The organism is Rhodanobacter sp. Soil772 (genome assembly GCF_001428385.1).
GTDB lineage: Bacteria > Pseudomonadota > Gammaproteobacteria > Xanthomonadales > Rhodanobacteraceae > Rhodanobacter.
In genome coordinates this window covers 1-22,098 of sequence record NZ_LMSK01000004.1, presented here as the reverse complement: position 1 = coordinate 22,098, position 22,098 = coordinate 1, and the positions used below count along the sequence as shown (strand labels likewise).

The window sequence follows — 22,098 nt, the reverse complement described above, 5'->3', positions numbered from 1 at the left end:
GGGATTCGCGCCGCATCAGCGGCACCCGATAGTTTTTGATTCTTAGGTCAATGCGCCAGAGCGCTGGCCAGCTGCGCCAGGCGTCCGCGTGCGGAGCCGTCGATCACTTCTGCGCCGGTATCGATCACCACGCCGGCCAGCAGCGAGGCATCGACCCGGGTATCGAGTTCGATCTCGCGCTTGAAGCGGCGCTTCAGCGATGCCTTGAGTTGCTCGGCCTGGGTCGCATCCAGCGCCATCGCGCTGGTCACCTTGACCAGCAGCTGCGACTCGGACTCGCGCTTGAACGCCTCGAACAATTCGGCCACTTCCGGCAGCAACGCCAGCCGGCGCTGTTCGGCCATCTCGACGAGGAACTGCCCGAACGGGGCGTCGGCGGCCACACCGGTGGGTAGATGCAAGGCCACCAACTGCGCCGGCAGCACCCGCGGATCGTTGCCGAGCCCGGCCACGCGCGGATCCTTCGCCACCGCGGCGGCGAACGCCAGCGCCTGCGACCATGCGTCCAGCGTGCCGGCCGCATGCGCCACTTCGAAGGCGGCGCGGGCGTACGGACGGGCGAGGGTGATTGCCTGGGCCATGGATCAGATCTCGGCCGCGAGCTGGTCGAGCAAGGCCTTGTGCGTCGACGCATCAACCTCGCGCTGCACGATCTTGCTGGCGCCCTGCACGGCCAACGCGCCGACCTGCTCACGCAACTGGTCACGCGCACGCTGCGCCATCGAGGCGATGTCGTCCTGCGCCGCCGCCTTCAGCCGGTTGATCTCGCTGACCACTTCGCCACGGGCCTTCTCGATGATCTGGTTGGCCTGCTGCTGGGCCTTGTCGATGATCTCGGAAGCCTGCAGGCGGGCCTGCTTGATCTCGCCAGCCACCTTCACGTCCGCGCTCTTCAGCTCGGCATGGGCGCGCTCGGCCGCATTCAGGCCTTCGGCGATCTTGATCTGCCGCTCTTCGATGGCCTTGTTGATATGCGGCCAGATGAAGTGGACAGAGAACCAGATCAGGATGGCGAACGAAATCATTTCGCCAATCAGAGTGCCGTTGGGAAGCATCGCTGCGTTACCTGTAAATACGGAATAAAACGAACACGGGCATCAAATACCCGTGCCGGATACGCGGCAGCGCCACCACGGCGGCGCGCCGAACGATCAAATTACTGACCTGCGCCTGCAGCCGTCAGGATCTTGCCCAGCAGCGGGTTGGCAACGGCGAAGTACATCGCCAGCGCCACGCCAATCAGGAACGCGGCGTCGATCAGACCGGCGAGCAGGAACATGCGACCCTGCAGCAGCGGTACCAGCTCAGGCTGACGGGCAGCAGCTTCAAGAAACTTCGAGCCCATGACGCCGATACCGATACAGGCACCGAGTGCGCCGAGACCGATGATCAGGCCGAGTGCGATGGCGGTGAAGCCCTGGATTTGTGCAAACTGGACGAGATGTTCCACGGTAGTCTCCTGAGAAATTCAAACTGAAATAGATAAAAACGATTGAAGCAGATGATTCGAGAACGCGGATCAGTGGTGATCGTGCGCCATCGAGATGTACACGATCGTCAGCACCATGAAAATGAACGCCTGAATCGAGATGATCAGAATGTGGAAGATGCCCCACACCGTGTAACCGATGATGCCCGCGCCATACAACGCCCAGCCGGCCAGGCCCGCACCGGCGCTGAACAGGCCGGCGATCAGCATGAACACCAGCTCGCCTGCATACATGTTGCCGAACAGTCGCATCGCCAAGCTCACCGGCTTGGACAGCAGCTCGACCAGGTTCAGCGCGAAATTGGGGAGCCACAGCAACGGGTGCTTGCCAAACGGCGCAGTGAACAGCTCGCTCATGTAGCCGCTGAAGCCCTTGGCCTTGAAGCTATAGAAAATGATCAGCAGGAACACCGTGATCGACATCGCGAACGTCATGCTGGTATCCGCAGTGGGTACCGCACGGAAATGGCCGATGCCGAACTTCTCAGTAATCCACGGAATCAGGTCGACCGGCAGCAGGTCCATCGCGTTCATCAGGAACACCCAGACAAACACGGTCAGCGCCAACGGGCCGAGCACGCGGCGATCGCCGTGGAACACGTCCTTGACCTGACCGTCGACGAACTCCAGCACGATCTCGACAAAAGCCTGGCCCTTGCTCGGCACGCCGGCGGTGGCCTTGCGCGCCTTCAGCCAGAACCACAGGCAGAACATCACGCCCAACGCCAGCGACACGGTGATCGAGTCGACGTGCACCGCCCAGAAACCGCCCTCGCTCGTGTGCGGAGTCAGATGCTGCAGATGGTGCTGGATGTATTCGGTAAGACCGCCCTGCGGCTCGCTTGCCATGGATCAACCCTTGAATCTGAACGCCAGCAGATAAACCGCGTAAGCCGCCGCCAACCCCGTGATGGCGGCCAGCGGTGGCAACTTGAGTTGGAACAGGATCACGACCAGCCCCCCGACGATCACGATCCATTTCAGGAACATGCCCGTCAGCAGGCGGCTCAACGCCAGGCCCGCCCCGCCGAGGCCGCTGAAGAATCGCGCCGACACCAACGCGGTACCCAGCGCCACCAGCGCCGCACCTGCCGCTGCCGCCACCGCTTCACGGCGCCCCAGCATCAGGAAAGCCAGGCCAGCCAGCAGCGCCACAGCAAGCTGCAGCAAAATGATGCGCAAGGCGAGGCGTCGACCAGAGGCAAGACTGTTCAGCACGTAGCGTCTCCGCGCGGCCTGCATCAGGCGGCACCGATACAGCTGCGGGCCACGATCCAATCCGCAAAAGTATATCAGTGCGGCAATTGCGCGGACAAGCCGTGCAGCCTGCGGCATCGTGTCCGACCGTCCGGACTCCGCCCGCACGGACCGCATTCGCCCAGCCCACCACCGCCGGCATGTTCCTGCGAACCGTACATACAAACAGGGCCGAACACTCGGTTCGGCCCTGTTTCATCGCGTGAACTGCGACGTACGGCTGAATTACTTGGCGGCAGCCTTCTTGGCAGCGGCGACCGGCGCGACGACGGCGTCGTTGGCGGCCTGGCGCTGCTCCTGCACGAGCGCATTCAGCGACTCGGCAGTCTTCTGGGTAATCGCGAGCACTTCCTGCGAAACCGCCACCGCACGCTCGGCGTTGTCGCGGCTCAGGCTGGTTCCCTTTTCCCACAGGCTGCGCAGGCCGTTGATGTCGCGGGTTTCCAGCGCTTCGGCGACGAATTCAGCGGAGACCTTGGCCTGCTCCTCGAGCGCCTTGAGCTGCAGCTCGGCGACCGTCTCGAGACCCTTCAGAGCCAGCGACTGCGCCTTGAACGCGCTGTCGGTGAACTGCTTGGTGAAAGCGAAAAGCTGGTTGTTGAGTTGCTGCGTCATGACGTAGTCCTCGCTGAGGATGGGGTAGTGGCATGCACTTTAGCAACCCTTCTGTTGCAATGCAACATATATTTTCGTGTGCAAGCGGGCCCGTCGGTAAACATTCATGAAAAACTGTGACTTATGTCAATTTTAAGCACTGCCGCGGCGCGTCAAAAGCTGTCGCGACTGCAGCTGGCTCCCGAGGTGCAGGTCTCGTGCACCACGACCTTGTCCAGCCCGGCCAGGCGCGGTTGCAGCCGCTGCCAGATCCAGCGCGCCAGCATCTCGCTGGTCGGGTTCTCCAGCCCCTCGATCTCGTTGAGATAGTGATGGTCGAGCTGCTCGTACAGCGGCGCAAAGGCCGCCTTCACGTCGGCGAAGTCCATCACCCAGCCCAGTTGCGGGTCCGGCTCGCCCGTCACATGGATCTCGATGCGGAGCGAATGCCCGTGCAGTCGCGCGCACTTGTGCCCGGCCGGCACGTTCGGCAACCGATGCGCCGCCTCGATCTGAAACACCTTGAAGATATGCATGGCGAACGCCTGCGTGTTGTGGCGATGAACGGACCGGCGGAAAGACACACGCCCTGGTCCTGGTGGCTATGGGTGGACTCGAACCACCGACCCCAGCATTATGAGTGCTGTGCTCTAACCGGCTGAGCTACATAGCCTTGGGGAAACCCGCCATGCCGGATCAGAACGATGCGGGCGGGGCGCGGCAGTGTAGTTGGGTAACCCGGTCGGTTCAAGTCCGCCGCTTGCCGCCGCTTTGCGCGCCGTGGTTGAATCGACCGCAGGACTTCGCTGCGGTCTTGCCGGCCATGGCCGCGCCGTTCGACTCCAGGAGGCGACATGATCGATGTAGATGGCTACCGTCCGAATGTCGGCATCGTGCTGCTGAATGCAGACGGCCGGCTGTTCTGGGCGCGCCGGGTCAATCGCGACGGCTGGCAGTTCCCGCAGGGTGGCATGCGCTCGGACGAGACCCCGCTGGAGGCGATGTACCGCGAACTGGAGGAGGAGACCGGCCTCGCCGCGCACCACGTCGAGGTCATCAGCGCCACCCACGGCTGGCTGCGCTATCGCCTGCCGAACCGTTATGTGCGCCACCACCAGCGGCCCACCTGCATCGGCCAGAAGCAGGTCTGGTTCCTGCTCAAGCTGGTCGGCGGCGAGGAGGCGCTGAAGCTGGATGCCTGCGACAAGCCGGAGTTCGATCTGTGGCGCTGGGTCGACTTCTGGTACCCCGCCGCGCACGTCGTCAACTTCAAGCGGCAGGTGTACGAACGCGCACTGCGCCACTTCGCCCCGCTGGTGGAGGACCTGTTCAGCGTCCAGCTGGGCACTCTGCCGCCGCGCGACGACGCCGACACTCCGCCGACCGGGCCACGCGACGGCCGCGCCGCCGCCTGAACGGATGGCAGCAGCCCGTCAACTGCTTGTTGACAATCATTCGCATTCGCGTTCTTATACGCGCCATGTACATCTGCATGTGCAATGCCGTCACCGACCACGACATCCGCCGCGAAGCGGCCGATGGCGTGCATACCTTTGCCGAACTGCAGGCCCGCACCGGCTGCTCGGACTGCTGCGGCTGCTGCGAGCAGGAAGCCCGCGCCACGTTCGACCAGGCGGTGTTGCAGGTCCGTTGCCAGCTGCCGTTCGCCGCAGCCTGAGCCCTTCATCTTCTACTTGCCATGCGCGGATGTCCTCCCGCGCACAGGCAAACCATTGCCATTCTCATTCCGTCGATTCCCGCGTGGAATTCGTATAGTCCACGTTGTCTGTCGACGGGAGAACGACCATGAAGGGTGATGCCAAGGTCATCGAGTTCCTCAACAAGGTGCTCTACAACGAACTGACCGCGATCAATCAGTACTTCCTGCATTACCGCATGCTCAAGGACTGGGGCTACACCGAGCTGGCCGAGCACGAGTACAAGGAATCGATCGAGGAGATGAAGCACGCCGATCACCTGATCGAGCGCATCCTGTTCCTCGATGGCCTGCCGAACCTGCAACACCTGGGCAAGCTGCGCATCGGCGAGAATGCGCTGGAATCGATGCAGGGCGACCTGGACCTGGAACTGGCCGCGGTGAAGGACCTGCGCGAGGCGATCGCGTACAGCGAAGGCATCGCCGACTACATCAGCCGCGACCTGTTCAAGAACATCCTGCACGACGAGGAAGAACACATCGACTGGCTGGAAACCCAGTTCAGCCTGGTCAAGGACATCGGTGCGGAGCGCTACCTGCAAAGCAAGATGCAGAGCTGAGCCACGTCGGCTGCATCGAGGTCCGGCGCGCCGAAGCGTGCACCCGTTCCTTGACGCTTTCATCACGCCGGGGCTATACCTTCGGTTTTCCCCGGAACGCGCCGCATGGCCTCACGACCACCACCGCGTTTTGTCGTGCGCCGGCACGACGACGCCAGCCAGCGCCGACGCTGGTTGTGGCTGGGCCTGGCATGGCTCGGCAGCCTGCTGGTGGTCGGTCTGGTCGTTACTGCGCTAGGCCGGCGGGCAAATGCCCCGGCCGCGGTCGACAATCGCCAGCAGCGCGCCCTGCTCGGCCAGATCGACGACCTGAAGCAGCAGCTCGCGAACCTGCAGCGCGCGGCCCAGGTCAACGAAGTCGCCACCCGTTCGCTGCGCGGCACCCTGGCCCAGCGCGAGGAAGAGCTCAACGGCCTGCGCGCCGACCTGGGCTTCTACTCGCGACTGGTCGGCGGCGATGCCCAGCGGCAGGGGCTGAAGCTGCAGGAAGTGAAGCTGCAGCCGATTACCGGCTCGCGCGGCTGGAACCTCAGCCTCAGCCTGACCCAGAACGCCAAGCGCGGCAACGAGATTTCCGGCAACGCGCTGGTCAGCGTGGAAGGCCTGCGCGGCGACCAGGTGGCGCGGCTGGACTGGCCCGCGCTCGGCGATGCCGCGCAGAAGGACGGCCTGCCGTTCCGTTTCACCTATTTCCAGCAATTGCACGGCACCATCGTGCTGCCGGCGGATTTTCGCCCGACGCGATTGCGCATCAGCATTCAGCCCGCCAGCGGCGAGCCGGTCAACCGTGCCGTCGCATGGGGCGCCGCGCTGAGCGGAAACATCACCAACGCCGAAGGGGATCGCGATGCTCAACCGTAGACGCAACGAACGCAACGACCGCAACAACACCAGCCACGAGACCAGCCTGATCGCCCGCGGCACGGTGATCCGCGGCGACCTGCGCTTCAGCGGCGCGCTGCACCTGGACGGCCGCATCGAGGGCACCGTGCTGGGCGAGGGCGACGATGCCATGTTCACGCTCAGCGAGCACGGCCAGGTGCACGGCGAGATCCACGTGCCGCAGGCGGTGATCAACGGCCACGTGACCGGCGACGTCAACGTCAGCGTGCGGCTGGAACTGGCGCCGCAGGCGCGCATCGACGGCGACCTGCGCTACCACACGCTGGAAATGGCCGCCGGCGCCCAGGTCAACGGGCGCATCTCGCGCCAGGCCGAGGGAGCGCAGCGCGAATTGCCGGCACCGGATGCCGAACTCGACGAGGCCATGCCGGCCTGAAGCGGTATGCTTGGCTACAGTCCGCCACGCCCCCATCTAGATGACCATGGAAACTCTCGTCGCGATCCCCGATTACCGCAGCAGCGGCGCCCCGCTGGTGTTCACCGCCGCCGCCGCGCACAAGGTGCATGAACTGATTGCCGAAGAGGGCAACCCGGCGCTGAAGCTGCGCGTCTACATCTCCGGCGGCGGCTGCTCGGGTTTCCAGTACGGCTTCACCTTCGACGAGGCCCAGGCCGAGGACGACCTGGCGATCGAGCGCGAGGGCGTGACCCTGCTGTGCGATCCGCTGTCGCTGCAATACCTCGCCGGTGCACAGATCGACTACGCCGAGAACCTCAGCGGCGCGCAGTTCGTGATCAGCAACCCGAACGCGAAGACCACCTGCGGCTGCGGCTCCTCGTTCTCCGCCTGAGCACGCCGCCGATGGATCGGGCCAAACTGCCGCCGCCGAACACGTTCGCCGGGCTCAGCCTGGTGCTGGACCGTGTCGCCGAGTCGCGCGACGAATCGGTGTGGATCGTCGAGCAGGCGCGCGCGCCGGAAGCGCGTTACCTGCTGCTGGATGCCGGCGGCGAAGCCTTCCTGCGCCGCGACGGCGACGCGTTGCGCTGGCTCGACGTGAACGAACGCGAACAATGGCTGGGCGAGCTGCACGCCAGCCTGCTCGGCATCGCCTACGAACGCCCGCATTTCCTGCTGGTGGTGGACGACCCCGCGCGCATCGGCGAACTCGAAACTGCGCTGGACGCACGCCGCATGAATCTGCGCAGCGCCGGCCTGCAGCTGGCCGCCGACGAGGCCAGCCTGTTCGCCTACGCCAAGGGCCTGTCGCACTGGCAGCGCGAGACGCGCTTTTGCGCGCACTGCGGCGCACCGCTGCTGCTGGTCGCCGCCGGCCATCGCGCGCAATGCACCAACCCGGACTGCGCGCGTTTGCATTTCCCGCGCACCGATGCCGCCGTGATCATGCTGGTCGAGCACGACGGCGCCTGCCTGCTCGGCCGCCAAGCCGGCTGGCCGCCCGGCCGCTATTCCACCCTGGCCGGCTTCATCGAGCCGGGCGAGGCGCTGGAGGATGCGGTACGCCGCGAAGTGGCCGAGGAAGCCGGCGTGATCGTCGACGAAGTGCGCTACCACTCCTCGCAGCCGTGGCCGATGCCGGCTTCGCTGATGGTCGGCTTCATCGCCACCGCGGTGTCGCGGCGGATCGTCATGCGCGACCACGAGCTGGAAGACGCACGCTGGTTCACCCCGCAGCAGATCGTCGACGGCATCGCCGACGGCAGCTTCCTGCCTTCCACGCGACTATCGGTGTCCTATCAATTGCTGGCGCACTGGCTGCAACAGCGCGCGGGGCTGGACCTGGACGCGCTGGTCGCCGACAACCAGCCACGCTGATCCATCGGGGCAGTTCACGCGCACGACGAGCATGGCGAATCTCGGCATGGCGAGCGCATGATATTGGCGGTTGACGCCTTCGCGTGATGCCCGCACCAGTCCGTCGCTTACAATGGCAGCCACTGTCCGCGAGTCCGTTACGTCATGGCCATCAGTCTGCTAGTTGCCCTCACCGCCCTCGGCCTGTTGCACGTCGTGCCGCAACTGGCACGCTGGCGCGGCGACGGCCTGTTCCGCCGCTGGGTGGCGCAATTAGCGGACACCAGCGGTGGTGGGCGCGTGGTGCTGGCCCTGTTGCTCCCGCTGACCCTGTGCATGCTGCTGGAATGGTTGCTCGGACGTTCGCCGTTGGGCGAGTTGCTGCGGTTGCTGTTCGCGCTGGCGGTGCTGCTGTACTGCTTCGGCCCGCGCGAGTTCGAGGCCGACCTGGAAGCCATCCTGGACGCCCCGGATGGCGCCAGCCGTGAAGCCGCGGCACAGGCGCTGGCCGACGACGGGCGTCCGATCGCCTGGAACGCACCGGCGCTGGGCGAGGCGGTCGCCTATGCCGCGTTGCGCCGGCGCTTCGCCGTGCTGCTGTGGTTCTTCCTGCTCGGCCCGGCCGGAGCGCTGCTGTACCGGCTGGCGCAGACGCTGGGCCGCGACGACGCGCTGCGACTCGATCCGGACGGCCGTCGCGCCGCCGGCTACGTGGCCAACGCGCTGGACTGGCTGCCGGCGCAGCTGCTGACCTTCACCCTGGCCGTGGTCGGCCACTGGGAAGCGGTGATCGGCGCCTGGCGGCGCTGGCACAGCCAAGCCGCGCCGACCAGCTGGTACGACGCCAGCCCGGGTTTCCTGGGCGCGGCGGCACAGGCCGACGTGTTTATCGATATCGAGGCCGGCGACGGCTACGCCGAGGAACACAGCGACCCGCTGGCCGAACTGCGGCGCCTGCGCGGCGCCTTGCTGCGCGCCTTGCTGGCGTGGCTGAGCGTGGTGGCGCTGATCGTGATCGGCAGCTGGGTCGGCTGAAGAAAAAACCCCGACCTAAGCCAGGTCGCCGCGCAGCTCGCGCACCCGCGCCTCCAGCGTTGCCGCGGTGACCTGTTCGGGCGCACGCGGGGCATCGACCACCAGTTCCACCCGTGCCCGAAAACGCCGCGGCAAGCGTGCGCGATGCAGCATCGAGTCGCGCCGGCTCCACACGCTGCCCCACAGGCCGCGCAGCGCCATCGGCACCACCGGCACCGGCCGCCGCGCCAGGACCTTCTCCACGCCCGGCCGGAACGGCGCAATCCCGCCGTCGGTGCTCAACCCGCCTTCGGGGAAGATGCACACCACTTCGCCGGCCGCCAGCGCAGTGTCGATCGCATCGTAGGCCTGCTGCAGCACCGCGGGGTCTTCCTTGTGGCCAGCGATCGGGATCGCCTTCGCCGTGCGGAACACGAAGCTCAGCAGCGGGATGCTGAAGATCTTGTAATACATCACGAAGCGCACCGGCCGGCGCAGGTTCGCCATCAGCAGCAGCGGATCCATGAAGCTGACGTGGTTGCACACCAGCAGCACCGGCCCTTCGGCGGGAATCCGCTCGGCACCGTCGGCGCGCACCCGGTACAGCGTGTTCACCAGCACCCAGGTGATGAAACGCATCACGAACTCGGGCACCAGGGTGAAGATGTACCAGGCCACCAGCACGTTGAGCAGCGCCGCGGCGAGGAAGATCTGCGGCGCATCCATGCCCAGCGCGCCCAGCCCCAGCCCGAAGCCGGCCGCCGACACGATCAGCAGCGCGTTCAGGATGTTGGTGCCGGCGATGATGCGCGACAGCTTCTCGCGCGGCGCGCGCGCCTGCACGTAGGCGAACAGCGGCACCACGTAGAAGCCGGCGAACACGCCGATCATGGTGAGGTCGAGCACGATCCGCCAGCTGCCCGCGCCGTGCAGGAAGGCCAGCCAGTCCAGCCCGCGCACCGCCGCCACGCCGTGCCGCGCGAAGTACAGATCGACGCCGAACGCAGTCAGGCCGAACGCGCCCAGCGGCACCAGGCCGATCTCCACCCGCCGGCCCGACATTCGCTCGCACAACAGTGCACCGACGCCGGTGCCGATCGAGAACAGGGTGAGCACCAACGTGTTGACCGAACCGTCGCCGCCCAGCGTCTCGCGCGTGTAGATCGGCAGCTGCGCGATCAGTACCGTGCCGAAGAACCAGAACCACGAGATGCCGAGCACCGCGTTGAACACCGCGCGATCGGCGCGGGTGATCGCCAGCACCCGCGCGGTCTCGCTGAACGGGTTCCAGTTGAATTTCAGTTCCGGCGCGGTCGCCGGCGCCGGCGGAATGCGGCGGCAGGCCAGATAACCGGCGATCGCCACCGCGATGGTGGCGCCGGACGCCAGCAGCGGCCCCACGCCGGCCACCAGCATCAGCGAGTTGCCGGCGATCATGCCGACCAGCATCGCCATCTGCGTGCCCATCTCGACCAGCCCGTTGCCGCCGACCAGTTCGTCCGGTTTCAGCGCCTGCGGCAGGATCGCGTACTTGATCGGCCCGAACGTGGCCGAATGCATCCCCATCATGAACAGCACGATCAGCAGCAGCGCGGTGTGGTGCGTATAGAAACCGTACGCGGCCAGCGCCATCGCGCCAATCTCGAACAGCTTCACGTAGCGGATGATCCGGCTTTTCTCGTACTTCTCGGCCAGCTGGCCGGCGGTGGCGGAGAACAGGAAGAACGGAATGATGAACAGCGCCGGCGCCAGGTTGGTGTACAGCGACACCGTGTGATCGTCCAGCCCCATCTGAAACGCCACCAGCATCACCAGCGCATTGCGGAACGCATTGTCGTTGAAGGCACCCAGCGCCTGGGTCCAGAAGAACGGCGCGAAACGCCGCTTGCCCAGCAATGCGAATTGGCTCATGCGTTGGCCTTGGTGTGTATCGCCTCCGCCGCAGCTGTGGAGCCGCGGCGCCCGTTCCTGACCATTATTGCCGGTGACCACGGCCAGCGACAGCGTAGTTCCAGGCGCCCGATCATCCAGCACATACATAGCCGACATAAAAAAGGCCGCCGGGTCATCCCCGGCGGCCTTCTTGCAACTACAACATGCGTGCTACTTCAGATCATCAGAAGTCGTACGAGGCACCGAAGCGGACATAGCGTCCCGTCTGCATGCTGTACGGGCGACCAAAGCTCGAACTTGCCTCGATCGGGTAGGTCTGGGTGATCTTCTGGCTGTCAAACACGTTGTTGACCATCACGTTGAAGGCCAGCTTCTTGCCCGCCCACTCCGGCCGGTACTCTGCGCTCAGGCTGAGCGTGTAGGTCCACGGATTGCGCGTGGCACCCGGCGACGACGGCTGGCCCTTGCAGAAGTGGTAATACGGACCGTAACCGAGACCCGGGTTGGTCTGAGCTTCACCGTAGTAGCCGAGGCAGGTCTTCGGCGAACCGGACAGGATCGCCAAGTTACCCGACACCATCCATTCCGGCGCGATCTGGTACGAGCCGTATGCCTTGATCTGATGGCGACGATCGTTGGAGAGCGCACCGTTGGCGTAGTCCATGGTCGCGGCATAATCCCAGTCGACCGTCGCCGACACGTCATCCTGACCGATGTCGGAGCGCACCTGACCTTCGCTGTTGCCGTAGCTGCGCGACCACACGTAGTCGACTTTGCCGAACCACTTGCCGTCGAACGGATGCTCCAGATACAGGTTCAGGCCGTAGTACTTGCGCTTCATCGTGGTGTTGAAGTGGAAGTCGTTCTTCCAGTCCATCTCCACGGTGTAGTAGCCACCGCCCAGCTTCGGAATATTGAAGACGGAGGTGCTGCCCGGGTTGATCAGGATGCTCGCCGGCACTCGCGTGGCGTCATAGCTGTTCGGATCGATGCCCATCGCGTTCATCTTGGCGATGATCGAGATGTTGTCGCCGACGTCGTCAATGGCGTTGCGCAGGTTGCGGTAGGTCGCCTTGGCGCCATACACCCACGAATCGCCCAGCTTCTTGTCAAAGCCGAAGATGTACTCGTCCTGGTACTCCGACTTCAGGTTGGTCGAGGCCGAGGTCTTCGGGTCACGCGCCTGGCCGTATTCGCCGTTGGCCGACACCGGTGCTTCGGAACCGAGATAAGTGTCGATCGGCGTCAGGCCGGTCGGGATACCGTTGGCGTCGATGCCGGTGTAGGTGTAGTAGGCACGGGTGTACAGCGAGGTGCCGGCGGAACGCAGCGCCACGCTGGTGGGCAGCGCGAGGTAGTAGCGACCGGCGTTGCCGTAGACCTTGAAGCTGGAGTCGCCGTTGACGTCCCAGCTGAAGCCCACGCGCGGCGCCCACTGCGGGCTGGTCAGGCGCAGGTAGGGCTCACCGACGGCGTTGTAGTTGGTGAACTGGTCGTTGCGCAGGCCGAGCTTGACCAACCAGCGGTCGTTCACCTGCCAGCTGTCCTCGACGTACTGCGCACGCTGCGCCACGCGCACCGAGGCATTGTCGTGGTAACGGTAGCGGGCCACGTAGTAGCCGGTCTCGCCGCCCGGCTGGGAGCCGGTATTGGCCACCCACGGCGAGTTCTGCCAGTCGGCACCCGGCTGTGCGGTTCCCGGGCCACCCATGACGTAAGTGTCGGGATCGCCGAAGTCGTTGTATTCCCAAGCGTAGCCAAGGCCAGCGTCGGGGAACTTGGTGCCGCCGTCAATGTTCTTCTGATCCTGATTGTCGATACCGGCGGTCAGCGTGTGATCGCCGAGCTTGTAGCTCACGTCGACGCGCAGGTTGGTATTGGTCGAACGGTGACCCGGCAAGTTGACCGTCGACACCGTCTGGCTGTTGGTGATCGTCGAGCCGCCATTGAGATCGGGGTTCTGGTCCTGGGCGCCGAAGATATACGGGTAGGTCGGGTCGTAGTCGGCGACGCTGCTGTACCAGGTGCCCTTCATCTTGCCGTACAGCGCAGTTACTGTCAGGTCATCGGTGATGTAGCTGGTGAACTTGGCCGAATAGACGTCCGCACCATTCTTGGTGTGGGTGTCGTTGCTGTTGAAGCCGCCTTCCGTCTTGGTGGCATAGTCGAAGTCGTTGAATACGCCTTGGTACGACGACTTGCTCGATGCACCGGTCAGCTCGAGGATGTTGCTATCGGTGATGTTCCAATCCAGCTTGCCGTACCACTTCGGGTTGTCGTAGCGGTAATGGTCGACGAACGGTGCCACGTTCGCGCCGGTCGACTCGCCCTGCTGGCGCTCGGCCTCGACGGCCGCGAACAGGAACAGCTTGTCCTGGATCAGCGGGCCGCCGACGTAGGCGTCCACCGTGGTGGTCCAAGACTTGTTGTTCTGGCGATACTGGCGCATCTTGCCCTGCGAGCCGTCCTTGTTGACGTAGTACCAGTTCTTCGGATCTGCACGCAGAGTTTTCGGGGTCCACTGAACCTGGCCACCAAAGTGCCATTCGTTGGTGCCGCGCTTGCCGACCTGGCTGATCACGCCGCCGTCGGAACGACCGTAAGCCGCGCCGTAGCCGCCGCTCATGATTTCCTGCTGGTCGATGGCGCCGTACGGCAGGGTGATACCGCCGAAGCCGCTGAGCGGATCGGTAGTGTTGAAGCCGTTGATGTAGTACGCGTTCTCGGTCACCGAGGAGCCGCCGAACGACACCACCGAGCCACCGGTCAGATTGGTGAACAGGCCGCTGCCCTGAACCACGCCGGGAGCCAGCAAGGCAATCGCCTCGGCACTGCGTGCCAGCGGCAGCTTGGCCAGCTGCTCGGCCGTGATGACCGTGCGCGAGTCGACACCGCTGACGTCGATAGTCGGCAAGGCGTTGGCCTGTACCGTCACCGCCGACAGGTTCTGGGCGTCATGCGCACCGAAGGAAACTTCCGTACCCGAGCCCACGCGCAGGGTGACGTTCGAACGCGAATCGACGGCCTGGCCATCGTGCTGCAAGGTCACCGTGTAGTTGCCCAGCGGCAGGGAATCCACCGCGTAGCGGCCAGACGCATCGACAGCGACCTGACGAGTGATACCCGACGAGCTCTTGACAAGCACCGACTCACCGCTGCCGGCAGGAACCTGACCGAAAATGCTGCCGGTGGTCGCCTGGCCGAAGGCCAATCCGGTGAAGCCCAGTCCCAGTGCCAGAGCTAGCGCTGTGCGCTGCAATTGCTTGGTCTTGAAATTTTTACGCGAATTCATCGTGTGATTCCCCATGGTTCGGCCCGAACTATCCGGGCACAAGAAACTTTTTGTGTGTTCGTGATATCCAAGGACAACGTCCCAAAAACTATGCAAGCCCTGCTAAGCCACATGATTTAAACTAGGTTTCTTAACGCAAATAGCTACGCAAGTTAGGCCGACGTTAATTCAAGAAATTGCGAAGGTCAACACTCTCCTAACTTATTCCGAAAGTTTTTTCACTTGACATGCCGCCGTAATCTGGGCTAGCTCTACCCCTCTCTCACTAGGCAACCTCAATGGATATGCAAAAGCTCACGAATCCCTCACCTACTGGGACATTCGCCGAACGCATCAGATTGCTTATCCAGCGCGTCGGGAGTGCTACCGAGATCGCAAGAATGTGTGGCTTCTCCGAAGGCGTGGTGCGCAGCTGGCGCGACGGCAACACCGATCCGTCGCGCGCGCGCTGCGTCACGCTGGCCAAGACGCTGGGCATTTCACTGGTCTGGCTGGTGGCCGGAGAAGGAACGCTGCAAGTCGATCCCACCCATGCTGGTGCGGATGAACAGTACAGTTCGGAAAAAGTCGCGTCGCACCGTTCCCACAGTCGTGCGGGCCTTGAGCACAGCCATGCTGTCAACCCCATGGGGGTCGACGCGCAGCGGCTGGATACTGCCGTGCGCATCCTGCAGTCGGAGCTGAGCCTGGCCGACAGCCACCTTTCGCTGTCCGAGAACACCGATCTGCTGACCCAGCTCTACGAAATGCTCGGCCCGGGCGGCTCCCATGTGGATCCGCTCGCCATGGTGACGTTCAACCAGCAGCTCGCCGAACGGGTCCGCAAGGAGCGCGGCACGGCCTGATCCGCAACCTGGTCCGAGCGCAAAAAAACGCGGCAGCCATCTGGGCTGCCGCGTTTTTTGTGCGCTCAGTCAGAGCAGGGCTATGTCGGCGATGGCGCCGAACTGGGCCTTCAGCTGGCCCAGCAGGGCCAGCCGGTTGGCGCGCACAGCCGGAGCATCGGCGTTCACCAGCACGTTGTCGAAGAAGGCGTCCACCGGCGCCTGCAACTGCGACAGGCGCGTCAGCACGGCGGCGTAGTCGCCGGCGGCCAGGGCCTCGGCACTGTCGTGCTGTGCGGAGGCCAGCGCGTCGGCCAGTTCGCGTTCCGCATCCGCCTCGAAATGCGCCGGGTCGACGACCCGACCGACGGGCGGCGCGCCGGCCTCTTCGGCCTGCTTGCGCAGGATGTTCGCGACACGTTTGTTGGCGGCAGCCAGGCTGACCGCTTCCGGACAGCGACCGAACTCGGCCACCGCGCGCAGGCGGCGGTCGAAATCGGCCAGGCTGGCCGGCTGCACCGCCAGCACCGCCTCGAACTGGGCGTTGTCGAAGCCCTGTTCGGCGTAATAGCCGCGCAGGCGGTCGAGCACGAAGTCGTACAGTTCGTCGGTCAGGATCGCCCGCCGCTGGCCCGCGTTCAGGGCCGGCGGCTTGCCGTCCTTGCCCGGTTTCAGGCCCGCAGCCAGCGCCGCGTCCGGCAGCAGCTCCAGCGCTTCGACGAAGCTGCCGCGCAGGTCCAGTTCGAGGCCGCCCTCGATCAGGGTGCGTGCCAGGCCCAACGCGGCGCGGCGCAGGGCGAACGGATCCTTGTTGCCGCCGGGTTTCATGCCGACCGCGAAGATGCCGGCCAGGGTATCCAGCCGTTCGGCCACGGCCAGCACCTGGCCGAGCCGGTCGGCGGCGATCGCGTCGCCGCCGAAACGCGGCTGGTAGTAGCTGTCCAGCGCCTCGGCCACGGCCGCCGACTCGCCGTCATGGCTGGCGTAATAGCGGCCCATCACGCCCTGCAATTCGGGAAATTCGCCGACCATGCGGGTCAGCAGGTCGCATTTGCTCAGGGAGGCGGCGCGGGTGGCCGCACCGGCATCGACGCCGACCCGGTTGGCGACGATCCGCGCCAGCTCGGCCACGCGCACGCTCTTGTCCCACAAGCTGCCCAGCGCCTGCTGATAAGTGACGCCGTTGAGCTGTTCCTGGTAGCCGGCCAGCGGTGTCTTCAGATCCTCGTCCCAGAAGAACTTGGCGTCGGCGAAGCGCGGCCGGATCACCCGCTCGTAACCCTTGCGGATCTCGGCCGGGTCCTTGCTCTCGATGTTCGCGATGCCGATGAAGTGCTCGGTCAGCTTGCCGTCGGCGTCGAATACCGGCACGAACTTCTGGTTCGCCACCATGGTGGTGACCAGCGCCTCGGGCGGCACGCCGAGAAACTCGCGCTCGAACGTGCAGGCGATCGCCACCGGCCATTCGGTGAGGTTGGCCAGCTCGTCCAACAGCGCATCGTCGAGCCGCGGTACGCCACCGGTGACTCCGGCAGCCTGCCTGACCTGGTCGCGAATGCGCTGGCGCCGCTCGTTCGGGTCAGCCAGCACGTTGCAGGCGCGCATCGCATCCAGCCAGCCGTCCGCATCGGCCAGGTGCACCGGCTGCGGGTGCATGAAGCGATGGCCGCGCGACTTGCGGCCGCTGCTCAGGCCCAGCACCCTGCCGTCGATGATGTCGGCGCCGTGCAGGATCACCAGCCAGTGCGCCGGACGCACGAAACTGTAGTCATGGTCGGCCCAGCGCATCGGCCGCGGGATCGGCAGCGTCTTCAGCGCCTCGTCGATGATTTCCGGCAGCAGCGCCGCCACCGGCTGGCCCGGCTTGAGCGTCCGCCAGACGAACCAGCTGCCCTTGTCGGTTTCCAGCTTTTCCAGCTGCTCGACACCGACGCCACAGGATTGCGCGAACCCGAGCAACGCTTTCGACGGCTGGCCCTCGGCGTCGAGCGCGGCATTCAGCGCCGGGCCACGCCGTTCCAACGCCTGTTCCGGCTGTGCCACGGCCACCGCGGGTACATGTACGGCGAGGCGGCGCGGCGAGGCATAGGCCCGGGCCAGGTCGAGCCCGGCGTCGATGCCGCGCTTGGCCAGGCCGTCGCAAATGCCGCGCATGAAAGCGGCGGACAGTTCATCCAGCGCCTTCGGCGGCAGCTCCTCGGTGCCCAGTTCGATCAGCAGTGACTTGGCGGCGCTCATGCGGCCTGCTCCTTCGCGTTCTTCGACGGCGCGTGCTTCAGGCCCGGGAAGCCGAGCTTCTCGCGCTGCGCCACATAGGTCTCGGCCACGCTGCGCGACAGCGTGCGCACGCGCAGGATGTAGCGCTGGCGCTCGGTGACGCTGATCGCACGGCGCGCATCGAGCAGGTTGAAGGTATGGCTGGCCTTCATCACCTGCTCGTACGCCGGCAGCGGCAGGTTCGCCCCGATCAGCTGGTTCGCGGTGGCTTCGCAGACGTCGAACCAGCGCAGCAGTTCGGGCACGTTTGCGTGCTCGAAGTTGTAGGTGCTCTGCTCCACCTCGTTCTGGTGGAACACGTCGCCGTAGGTCACGATGCCGCGGGGGCCGTCGGTCCAGATCAGGTCGTAGACGTTGTCCACGTTTTGCAGGTACATCGCCAAGCGTTCCAGGCCGTAGGTGATCTCGCCGGTCACCGGGCGGCACTCCAGCCCGCCGGCTTGCTGGAAGTAGGTGAACTGGGTGACCTCCATGCCGTTGAGCCAGACTTCCCAGCCCAGTCCCCAGGCGCCGAGCGTGGGCGATTCCCAGTTGTCCTCGACGAAGCGCAGGTCGTGCACCAATGGATCAAGACCGAGTTCCTTCAGCGAGCCGATGTACAGATCGAGGATGTTCTCGGGGTTGGGCTTCATCACCACCTGGTACTGGTAGTAATGCTGCAGCCGGTTCGGGTTCTCGCCGTAGCGGCCGTCGGTGGGTCGGCGCGAGGGCTGCACGTAGGCGGCGGCCCAGGGCTCGGGACCAAGCGAGCGCAGGAAGGTGGCGGGGTGGAACGTGCCGGCGCCGACCTCGGTGTCGAGCGGCTGCAGCAGCACGCAACCCTGCGCCGCCCAGTAGCGGTTGAGGGTCTGGATCACATCCTGGAAAGTGCGTGCGGACATGGTTTTCCGTGACCTTGGGTAAAGCGCGTTAGTATAGCCGCAGCTCGCTTTTCCACCGGGTTCCGGTCGGAAAACGCACCGCGGGGGACGCATCCGGATGGCCGCTTCACCTCAAATCGCATCCCTGCTCGGCCGGCGTGGCCGACTGGAACTGGACGAACTGCTGGCGACGCTGGTGGTCGACGGTTACCTGCTGGCCGACGACGCCAAGCAGGTGCGCATGGGTGTCCGGGCCGGCCGCAGCACGGTCGAATTGCACCCGCTGGTGCTGATCGCGAACGCCAAGCTGGCGAACCAGCACGAAAAGGGCCGACCACTCAGCCTGGAAGCCCTGACCGAGTGGCTGGCCGGCCACGCCGGGCTGCCGTACCTGAAGATCGACCCGATGAAGATCAACGTCGCCGCGGCGACCCAGGCGGTGAGCCATGCCTACGCCAAGCGCCACCGGATCCTGCCGATCGCGGCCACTCCGGGTGAGGTGACCTTCGCCACCTGCGAGCCGTTCGAGGCTGGCTGGGCGCCGGATCTGGCGCAGATGCTGCGGCGGGACATCAAGCGCGTGGTGGCCAGCCCGATCGACATCAACCGCTACCTGCAGGAGTTCTACGGCGTCCAGCGCTCGATCCAGCTGGCGCAGGATGCCAAGGGCGGCAGCGATGCCTCTTCGGCGATCCTCAATTTCGAGCAGCTGGTCGAACTGGGCAAGAGCGGCGAAGTCGGCGCCGACGACCGCCACGTGGTGCACATCGTCGACTGGCTGCTGCAGTACGCGTTCGAGCAACGCGCCTCGGACATCCACCTGGAGCCACGCCGCGACACCGGCCACATCCGCTTTCGCATCGACGGCATCATGCAGAAGGTGTTCGAGCTACCGGCGCCGGTGATGACCGCGGTGACCGCGCGCATCAAGATCCTGGCGCGCATGGACGTGGCCGAGAAGCGCCGCCCGCAGGACGGCCGCATCAAGACCCGCTCGGCCTCCGGCCGCGAGGTGGAGCTGCGCATCTCGAACATGCCCACCGCGTTCGGCGAGAAGGTGGTGATGCGCATCTTCGACCCGGACCTGGTGGTGAAGGACTTCGCCCAGCTCGGCTTCTCCCCCACCGAGGGCGCCAACTGGCGCAGCATGGTGGAGCGGCCGCACGGCATCGTGCTGGTCACCGGCCCCACCGGCTCGGGCAAGACCACCACGCTGTATTCCACGCTGAAGCACCTGGCCACGCCGGAGCTCAACGTGTGCACGGTGGAAGACCCGATCGAGATGGTCTCGCCGGAATTCAACCAGATGCAGGTGCATGCGGCGATCGACCTGGACTTTGCCGCCGGCGTGCGCACGCTGCTGCGGCAGGACCCCGACATCATCATGATCGGCGAAATCCGCGACCTGGAAACCGCGCAGATGGCGGTGCAGGCCTCGCTCACCGGTCATCTGGTGTTGTCCACCTTGCACACCAATGATGCCCCCAGTGCGGTCACCCGCCTGCTCGACCTGGGCGTGCCGCACTACCTGATCCAGTCCACCCTCACCGGTGTGGTGGCGCAACGACTGGTGCGCACGCTGTGCCCGCACTGCAAGCAAGCGAGCGCACAAGAGCCACAGGCCTGGACCGTACTCACCCACGGCTGGGACATGCCGCTGCCGCAACAGGTGTTCCAACCGGTCGGTTGCCTGGAGTGCCGCAATACCGGCTTCCTCGGCCGTACCGGCATCTACGAGATGCTGAAGCTGTCGTCGCGGCTGCGTGGCATGATCTCGGCCCAGCTCGACCTCAGCGGGTTTGGCCAAGCCGCCTTGTCCGAGGGCATGCGTCCGCTGCGCATCTCGGCTGCGGACCAGGTGGCGGCCGGACTGACTACCGTGCAGGAGATCCTCACCGTGCTTCCGCCGATCGATGCGTTCGACGATGCTCGGCCGTAAAGACGTCCATACGACGCGTAACCGATTCCTCACATGAAACCCGTACTGATCATTCGCACCGGCCGCGCGCCGGATCGCATCCGGGCCCGCCACGGCGACTTCCCCCACTGGTTCCGGCTTGGCGCAGGATTGCACCCGCAGCAGCTGCGGATCGTCGACGTCGCGGCCGGCGAAGTCTTGCCGGCACCGCAGGAAGTCGCCGGGGCCATCATCACCGGCTCGGCGACCATGGTCACCGAACGTCTGGCATGGAGCGAGCGCACTGCCGGCTGGATCCGTGATGCGATGGACGTCGAACTGCCACTGTTTGGCGTCTGCTATGGCCACCAGCTGATGGCGCACGCGCTGGGCGGGCGCGTCGACTACCTGCCGGGCGGGCGCGAAATCGGCACCCGGGAAATCGAGTTGTCAGACGCCGGCGCGCAGGACCCGTTGGCGCGCGGGCTACCGGCCAACTTCCGCGCGCACACCACGCACGAACAAAGTGTGATCGAGCCCCCTGCAGGAACTGCCGTGCTGGCCCGATCGGCGCGCGACCCGCATCAACTGCTGCGCTACGGACCGCACGCGCTCAGCGCGCAGTTCCACCCGGAGTTCAACGCCGAGGTGATGCGCGCGTATATCCGGCGCAAGCATGCCGACATCCGACGCGAGGGGGCGGATCCGCAACAGGTCTTCCGCGCGGTGGCCGCCACGCCGATCGCCCGCCGGCTGCTACGCCAGTTCTCACGCCACCACCGCTGGACCGCAATCGCCGGCTGAGATCTCAGCCACGCAGGCGGCGGGCGATCGCATCGCGCGAGAACAACGCAAACACCACGCCGAACAGAAAACCGCCGATGTGCGCCCACCAGACATAGGCGCCATAGCTCGGCCCTGCATAGCTGAACAGCAATTGCAGCAGTACCCAGAGGCCGATCAGCAGGAACGCCGGCACTCGCACGAACTCCAGGTACAGGCCCAGCGGCAGCACCAGGCCGAGCCGGGCACGCGGAAACAGCGCCACATACGTGCCGACCACCGCCGATACCGCGCCACTGCAGCCGATGATCGGCAGGCGTACACCGGTCAGGGACAACGCACCGATCAGGTTCGCCACGATCCCGCCCACCACGAACAGCAGCAGGAACCGCAGCGAGCCCAACGCGCGTTCGCCCGGCAAACCGAAGATCGCCAGAAACAGCAGGTTGCTCAGCAGATGCAGCCAGGTCACATGGATGAACAGCGCCGTGAACAGACGCAGCAAGGCGGGATCGGTCAGCTGCGGCAGCAGCGCCTCGTGCGGATCGAAGATGTTCGCCGGTACCGTACCCCATTCCAGCAACAGGGAAACCCGTTGCATGGCAGGTGTCAGCGCCAGACCCACGAAACACATCACGCAGACCGTCACCACCAACAGGGTTGCCCAGTGCCAACGGGGACGGCGACGTGTTTCGACATGGACAAACAAGAGTTGCTCCCCCAGACATGCGCCAGGCCACGGCATGCCCGCCATCATAGGCGATGACAGATTGCCAACGATGATGGGATCGGCACTTCGATGCCAAAGAAAAACCCCCACCGTTGCCGGTGAGGGTGTTTCAGGATAAAGCCCCTGGCGGTGACCTACTCTTGCATGGCAAAGCCACACTACCATCGGCGCATGCGCGTTTCACTTCTGAGTTCGGGATGGGATCAGGTGGTACCACGCCGCTATGGCCGCCAGGGAAGGGGTGGGAGCAGC

General features: G+C 65.3%; 23 protein-coding genes, 1 tRNA gene and 1 rRNA gene. 11 read left to right on the top strand and 14 right to left on the bottom strand.

Annotated elements, in window-relative coordinates:
* Positions 1-47 precede the first annotated feature (47 nt).
* From ASG75_RS13990 to ASG75_RS13955, 8 genes are all read right to left on the bottom strand, one after another.
* Positions 48-581: a F0F1 ATP synthase subunit delta gene (locus tag ASG75_RS13990; RefSeq protein WP_056390777.1), complete on the bottom strand. Its 534-nt coding sequence runs from the start codon at positions 579-581 to the stop codon at positions 48-50.
* Between the two features lie 3 nt (positions 582-584).
* Entirely contained in the window at positions 585-1,055 is a 471-nt protein-coding gene (locus tag ASG75_RS13985; RefSeq protein WP_056390775.1) for a F0F1 ATP synthase subunit B, read from the bottom strand.
* A 101-nt stretch (positions 1,056-1,156) separates the two neighbouring features.
* Complete coding sequence (gene atpE / locus ASG75_RS13980) at positions 1,157-1,450, bottom strand: F0F1 ATP synthase subunit C (protein ID WP_056390773.1); 294 nt, start codon at positions 1,448-1,450, stop codon at positions 1,157-1,159.
* A gap of 69 nt (positions 1,451-1,519) precedes the next feature.
* The gene (gene atpB / locus ASG75_RS13975; RefSeq protein WP_056390770.1) at positions 1,520-2,338 is read right to left on the bottom strand and encodes a F0F1 ATP synthase subunit A; all 819 of its coding nucleotides are present in this window, start codon (positions 2,336-2,338) and stop codon (positions 1,520-1,522) included.
* 3 nt (positions 2,339-2,341) lie between these two features.
* Positions 2,342-2,707, bottom strand: a complete 366-nt coding sequence (locus ASG75_RS13970) for a hypothetical protein (protein WP_056391355.1) — start codon at positions 2,705-2,707, stop codon at positions 2,342-2,344.
* Between the two features lie 264 nt (positions 2,708-2,971).
* Positions 2,972-3,361, bottom strand: coding sequence for a phasin family protein (locus tag ASG75_RS13965; protein WP_056390767.1), 390 nt, complete (start codon positions 3,359-3,361; stop codon positions 2,972-2,974).
* A 152-nt stretch (positions 3,362-3,513) separates the two neighbouring features.
* A complete protein-coding gene (gene queD, locus ASG75_RS13960; RefSeq protein ID WP_056390764.1) occupies positions 3,514-3,876 on the bottom strand; it encodes a 6-carboxytetrahydropterin synthase QueD in 363 nt (120 codons plus the stop codon).
* Between the two features lie 60 nt (positions 3,877-3,936).
* A tRNA-Met gene (locus tag ASG75_RS13955) sits at positions 3,937-4,013 on the bottom strand.
* Between the two features lie 181 nt (positions 4,014-4,194).
* On the opposite strand from ASG75_RS13955, the gene ASG75_RS13950 reads away from it, so the two are divergent.
* From ASG75_RS13950 to ASG75_RS13915, 8 genes are all read left to right on the top strand, one after another.
* A complete protein-coding gene (locus tag ASG75_RS13950) occupies positions 4,195-4,755 on the top strand; it encodes an RNA pyrophosphohydrolase (RefSeq protein ID WP_056390762.1) in 561 nt (186 codons plus the stop codon).
* A 65-nt stretch (positions 4,756-4,820) separates the two neighbouring features.
* Positions 4,821-5,018 (top strand): (2Fe-2S)-binding protein, encoded by a 198-nt coding sequence (locus ASG75_RS13945; RefSeq protein ID WP_235580246.1) that lies wholly within the window; start codon positions 4,821-4,823, stop codon positions 5,016-5,018.
* 128 nt (positions 5,019-5,146) lie between these two features.
* A complete protein-coding gene (bfr, locus tag ASG75_RS13940) occupies positions 5,147-5,617 on the top strand; it encodes a bacterioferritin (RefSeq protein ID WP_056390755.1) in 471 nt (156 codons plus the stop codon).
* 105 nt (positions 5,618-5,722) lie between these two features.
* Positions 5,723-6,478 (top strand): DUF6776 family protein, encoded by a 756-nt coding sequence (locus tag ASG75_RS13935; RefSeq protein WP_056390752.1) that lies wholly within the window; start codon positions 5,723-5,725, stop codon positions 6,476-6,478.
* Positions 6,465-6,896 carry a polymer-forming cytoskeletal protein gene (locus ASG75_RS13930; RefSeq protein WP_056390748.1) on the top strand — a complete coding sequence of 144 codons (432 nt, stop codon included), beginning with the start codon at positions 6,465-6,467 and terminating at the stop codon, positions 6,894-6,896. Before ASG75_RS13935 ends, ASG75_RS13930 begins: the two co-directional genes overlap by 14 nt.
* 46 nt (positions 6,897-6,942) lie before the next feature.
* On the top strand, positions 6,943-7,311 hold the full coding sequence (erpA, locus tag ASG75_RS13925) for an iron-sulfur cluster insertion protein ErpA (RefSeq protein WP_056391351.1): 369 nt from the start codon (positions 6,943-6,945) through the stop codon (positions 7,309-7,311).
* 11 nt (positions 7,312-7,322) lie between these two features.
* Entirely contained in the window at positions 7,323-8,297 is a 975-nt protein-coding gene (gene nudC, locus ASG75_RS13920) for an NAD(+) diphosphatase (protein ID WP_056390745.1), read from the top strand.
* A gap of 144 nt (positions 8,298-8,441) precedes the next feature.
* Positions 8,442-9,311, top strand: coding sequence for a hypothetical protein (locus ASG75_RS13915; protein WP_056390743.1), 870 nt, complete (start codon positions 8,442-8,444; stop codon positions 9,309-9,311).
* 15 nt (positions 9,312-9,326) lie between these two features.
* On the opposite strand, the gene ASG75_RS13910 is transcribed toward ASG75_RS13915, so the two are convergent.
* Positions 9,327-11,201: an MFS transporter gene (locus tag ASG75_RS13910; protein ID WP_056391349.1), complete on the bottom strand. Its 1,875-nt coding sequence runs from the start codon at positions 11,199-11,201 to the stop codon at positions 9,327-9,329.
* Positions 11,202-11,406: 205 nt separating this feature from the next.
* On the bottom strand, positions 11,407-14,475 hold the full coding sequence (locus tag ASG75_RS13905; protein ID WP_056390739.1) for a TonB-dependent receptor: 3,069 nt from the start codon (positions 14,473-14,475) through the stop codon (positions 11,407-11,409).
* A gap of 278 nt (positions 14,476-14,753) precedes the next feature.
* Here ASG75_RS13905 and ASG75_RS13900 point away from each other — a divergent pair, with 278 nt between their 5' ends.
* Positions 14,754-15,320, top strand: coding sequence for a helix-turn-helix transcriptional regulator (locus ASG75_RS13900; RefSeq protein ID WP_056390736.1), 567 nt, complete (start codon positions 14,754-14,756; stop codon positions 15,318-15,320).
* 69 nt (positions 15,321-15,389) lie between these two features.
* Here the strand turns inward: ASG75_RS13900 and glyS are convergent, their stop codons facing one another.
* Positions 15,390-17,537, bottom strand: coding sequence for a glycine--tRNA ligase subunit beta (gene glyS / locus ASG75_RS13895; protein WP_056390734.1), 2,148 nt, complete (start codon positions 17,535-17,537; stop codon positions 15,390-15,392).
* Positions 17,534-18,457 (bottom strand): glycine--tRNA ligase subunit alpha, encoded by a 924-nt coding sequence (gene glyQ / locus ASG75_RS13890; RefSeq protein ID WP_056390731.1) that lies wholly within the window; start codon positions 18,455-18,457, stop codon positions 17,534-17,536. The genes glyS and glyQ overlap by 4 nt, the downstream gene beginning before the upstream one ends.
* 97 nt (positions 18,458-18,554) lie before the next feature.
* On the opposite strand from glyQ, the gene ASG75_RS13885 reads away from it, so the two are divergent.
* Both ASG75_RS13885 and ASG75_RS13880 read left to right on the top strand, forming a co-directional pair.
* The gene (locus ASG75_RS13885; RefSeq protein ID WP_056390728.1) at positions 18,555-20,375 is read left to right on the top strand and encodes a GspE/PulE family protein; all 1,821 of its coding nucleotides are present in this window, start codon (positions 18,555-18,557) and stop codon (positions 20,373-20,375) included.
* Between the two features lie 33 nt (positions 20,376-20,408).
* Positions 20,409-21,137, top strand: coding sequence for a glutamine amidotransferase (locus ASG75_RS13880; RefSeq protein WP_056390725.1), 729 nt, complete (start codon positions 20,409-20,411; stop codon positions 21,135-21,137).
* 4 nt (positions 21,138-21,141) lie between these two features.
* Here ASG75_RS13880 and ASG75_RS13875 read toward each other — a convergent pair whose 3' ends face one another.
* Positions 21,142-21,825, bottom strand: a complete 684-nt coding sequence (locus tag ASG75_RS13875) for a rhomboid family intramembrane serine protease (RefSeq protein ID WP_056390721.1) — start codon at positions 21,823-21,825, stop codon at positions 21,142-21,144.
* A 142-nt stretch (positions 21,826-21,967) separates the two neighbouring features.
* Positions 21,968-22,081, bottom strand: a 5S ribosomal RNA gene (rrf, locus tag ASG75_RS13870).
* Between the last annotated feature and the right edge of the window lie 17 nt (positions 22,082-22,098).

Bases quoted from the DNA above. Each gene is read 5' to 3' on its own strand.
- ASG75_RS13990 (WP_056390777.1), bottom strand. From the start codon at position 581: ATGGCCCAGGCAATCACCCTCGCCCGTCCGTACGCCCGCGCCGCCTTC.
- ASG75_RS13985 (WP_056390775.1), bottom strand. From the start codon at position 1,055: ATGCTTCCCAACGGCACTCTGATTGGCGAAATGATTTCGTTCGCCATC.
- atpB (WP_056390770.1), bottom strand. From the start codon at position 2,338: ATGGCAAGCGAGCCGCAGGGCGGTCTTACCGAATACATCCAGCACCAT.
- ASG75_RS13965 (WP_056390767.1), bottom strand. From the start codon at position 3,361: ATGACGCAGCAACTCAACAACCAGCTTTTCGCTTTCACCAAGCAGTTC.
- queD (WP_056390764.1), bottom strand. From the start codon at position 3,876: ATGCATATCTTCAAGGTGTTTCAGATCGAGGCGGCGCATCGGTTGCCG.
- ASG75_RS13950 (WP_056390762.1), top strand. From the start codon at position 4,195: ATGATCGATGTAGATGGCTACCGTCCGAATGTCGGCATCGTGCTGCTG.
- ASG75_RS13945 (WP_235580246.1), top strand. From the start codon at position 4,821: ATGTACATCTGCATGTGCAATGCCGTCACCGACCACGACATCCGCCGC.
- bfr (WP_056390755.1), top strand. From the start codon at position 5,147: ATGAAGGGTGATGCCAAGGTCATCGAGTTCCTCAACAAGGTGCTCTAC.
- ASG75_RS13935 (WP_056390752.1), top strand. From the start codon at position 5,723: ATGGCCTCACGACCACCACCGCGTTTTGTCGTGCGCCGGCACGACGAC.
- ASG75_RS13930 (WP_056390748.1), top strand. From the start codon at position 6,465: ATGCTCAACCGTAGACGCAACGAACGCAACGACCGCAACAACACCAGC.
- erpA (WP_056391351.1), top strand. From the start codon at position 6,943: ATGGAAACTCTCGTCGCGATCCCCGATTACCGCAGCAGCGGCGCCCCG.
- nudC (WP_056390745.1), top strand. From the start codon at position 7,323: ATGGATCGGGCCAAACTGCCGCCGCCGAACACGTTCGCCGGGCTCAGC.
- ASG75_RS13915 (WP_056390743.1), top strand. From the start codon at position 8,442: ATGGCCATCAGTCTGCTAGTTGCCCTCACCGCCCTCGGCCTGTTGCAC.
- ASG75_RS13910 (WP_056391349.1), bottom strand. From the start codon at position 11,201: ATGAGCCAATTCGCATTGCTGGGCAAGCGGCGTTTCGCGCCGTTCTTC.
- ASG75_RS13905 (WP_056390739.1), bottom strand. From the start codon at position 14,475: ATGAATTCGCGTAAAAATTTCAAGACCAAGCAATTGCAGCGCACAGCG.
- ASG75_RS13900 (WP_056390736.1), top strand. From the start codon at position 14,754: ATGGATATGCAAAAGCTCACGAATCCCTCACCTACTGGGACATTCGCC.
- glyS (WP_056390734.1), bottom strand. From the start codon at position 17,537: ATGAGCGCCGCCAAGTCACTGCTGATCGAACTGGGCACCGAGGAGCTG.
- glyQ (WP_056390731.1), bottom strand. From the start codon at position 18,457: ATGTCCGCACGCACTTTCCAGGATGTGATCCAGACCCTCAACCGCTAC.
- ASG75_RS13885 (WP_056390728.1), top strand. From the start codon at position 18,555: ATGGCCGCTTCACCTCAAATCGCATCCCTGCTCGGCCGGCGTGGCCGA.
- ASG75_RS13880 (WP_056390725.1), top strand. From the start codon at position 20,409: ATGAAACCCGTACTGATCATTCGCACCGGCCGCGCGCCGGATCGCATC.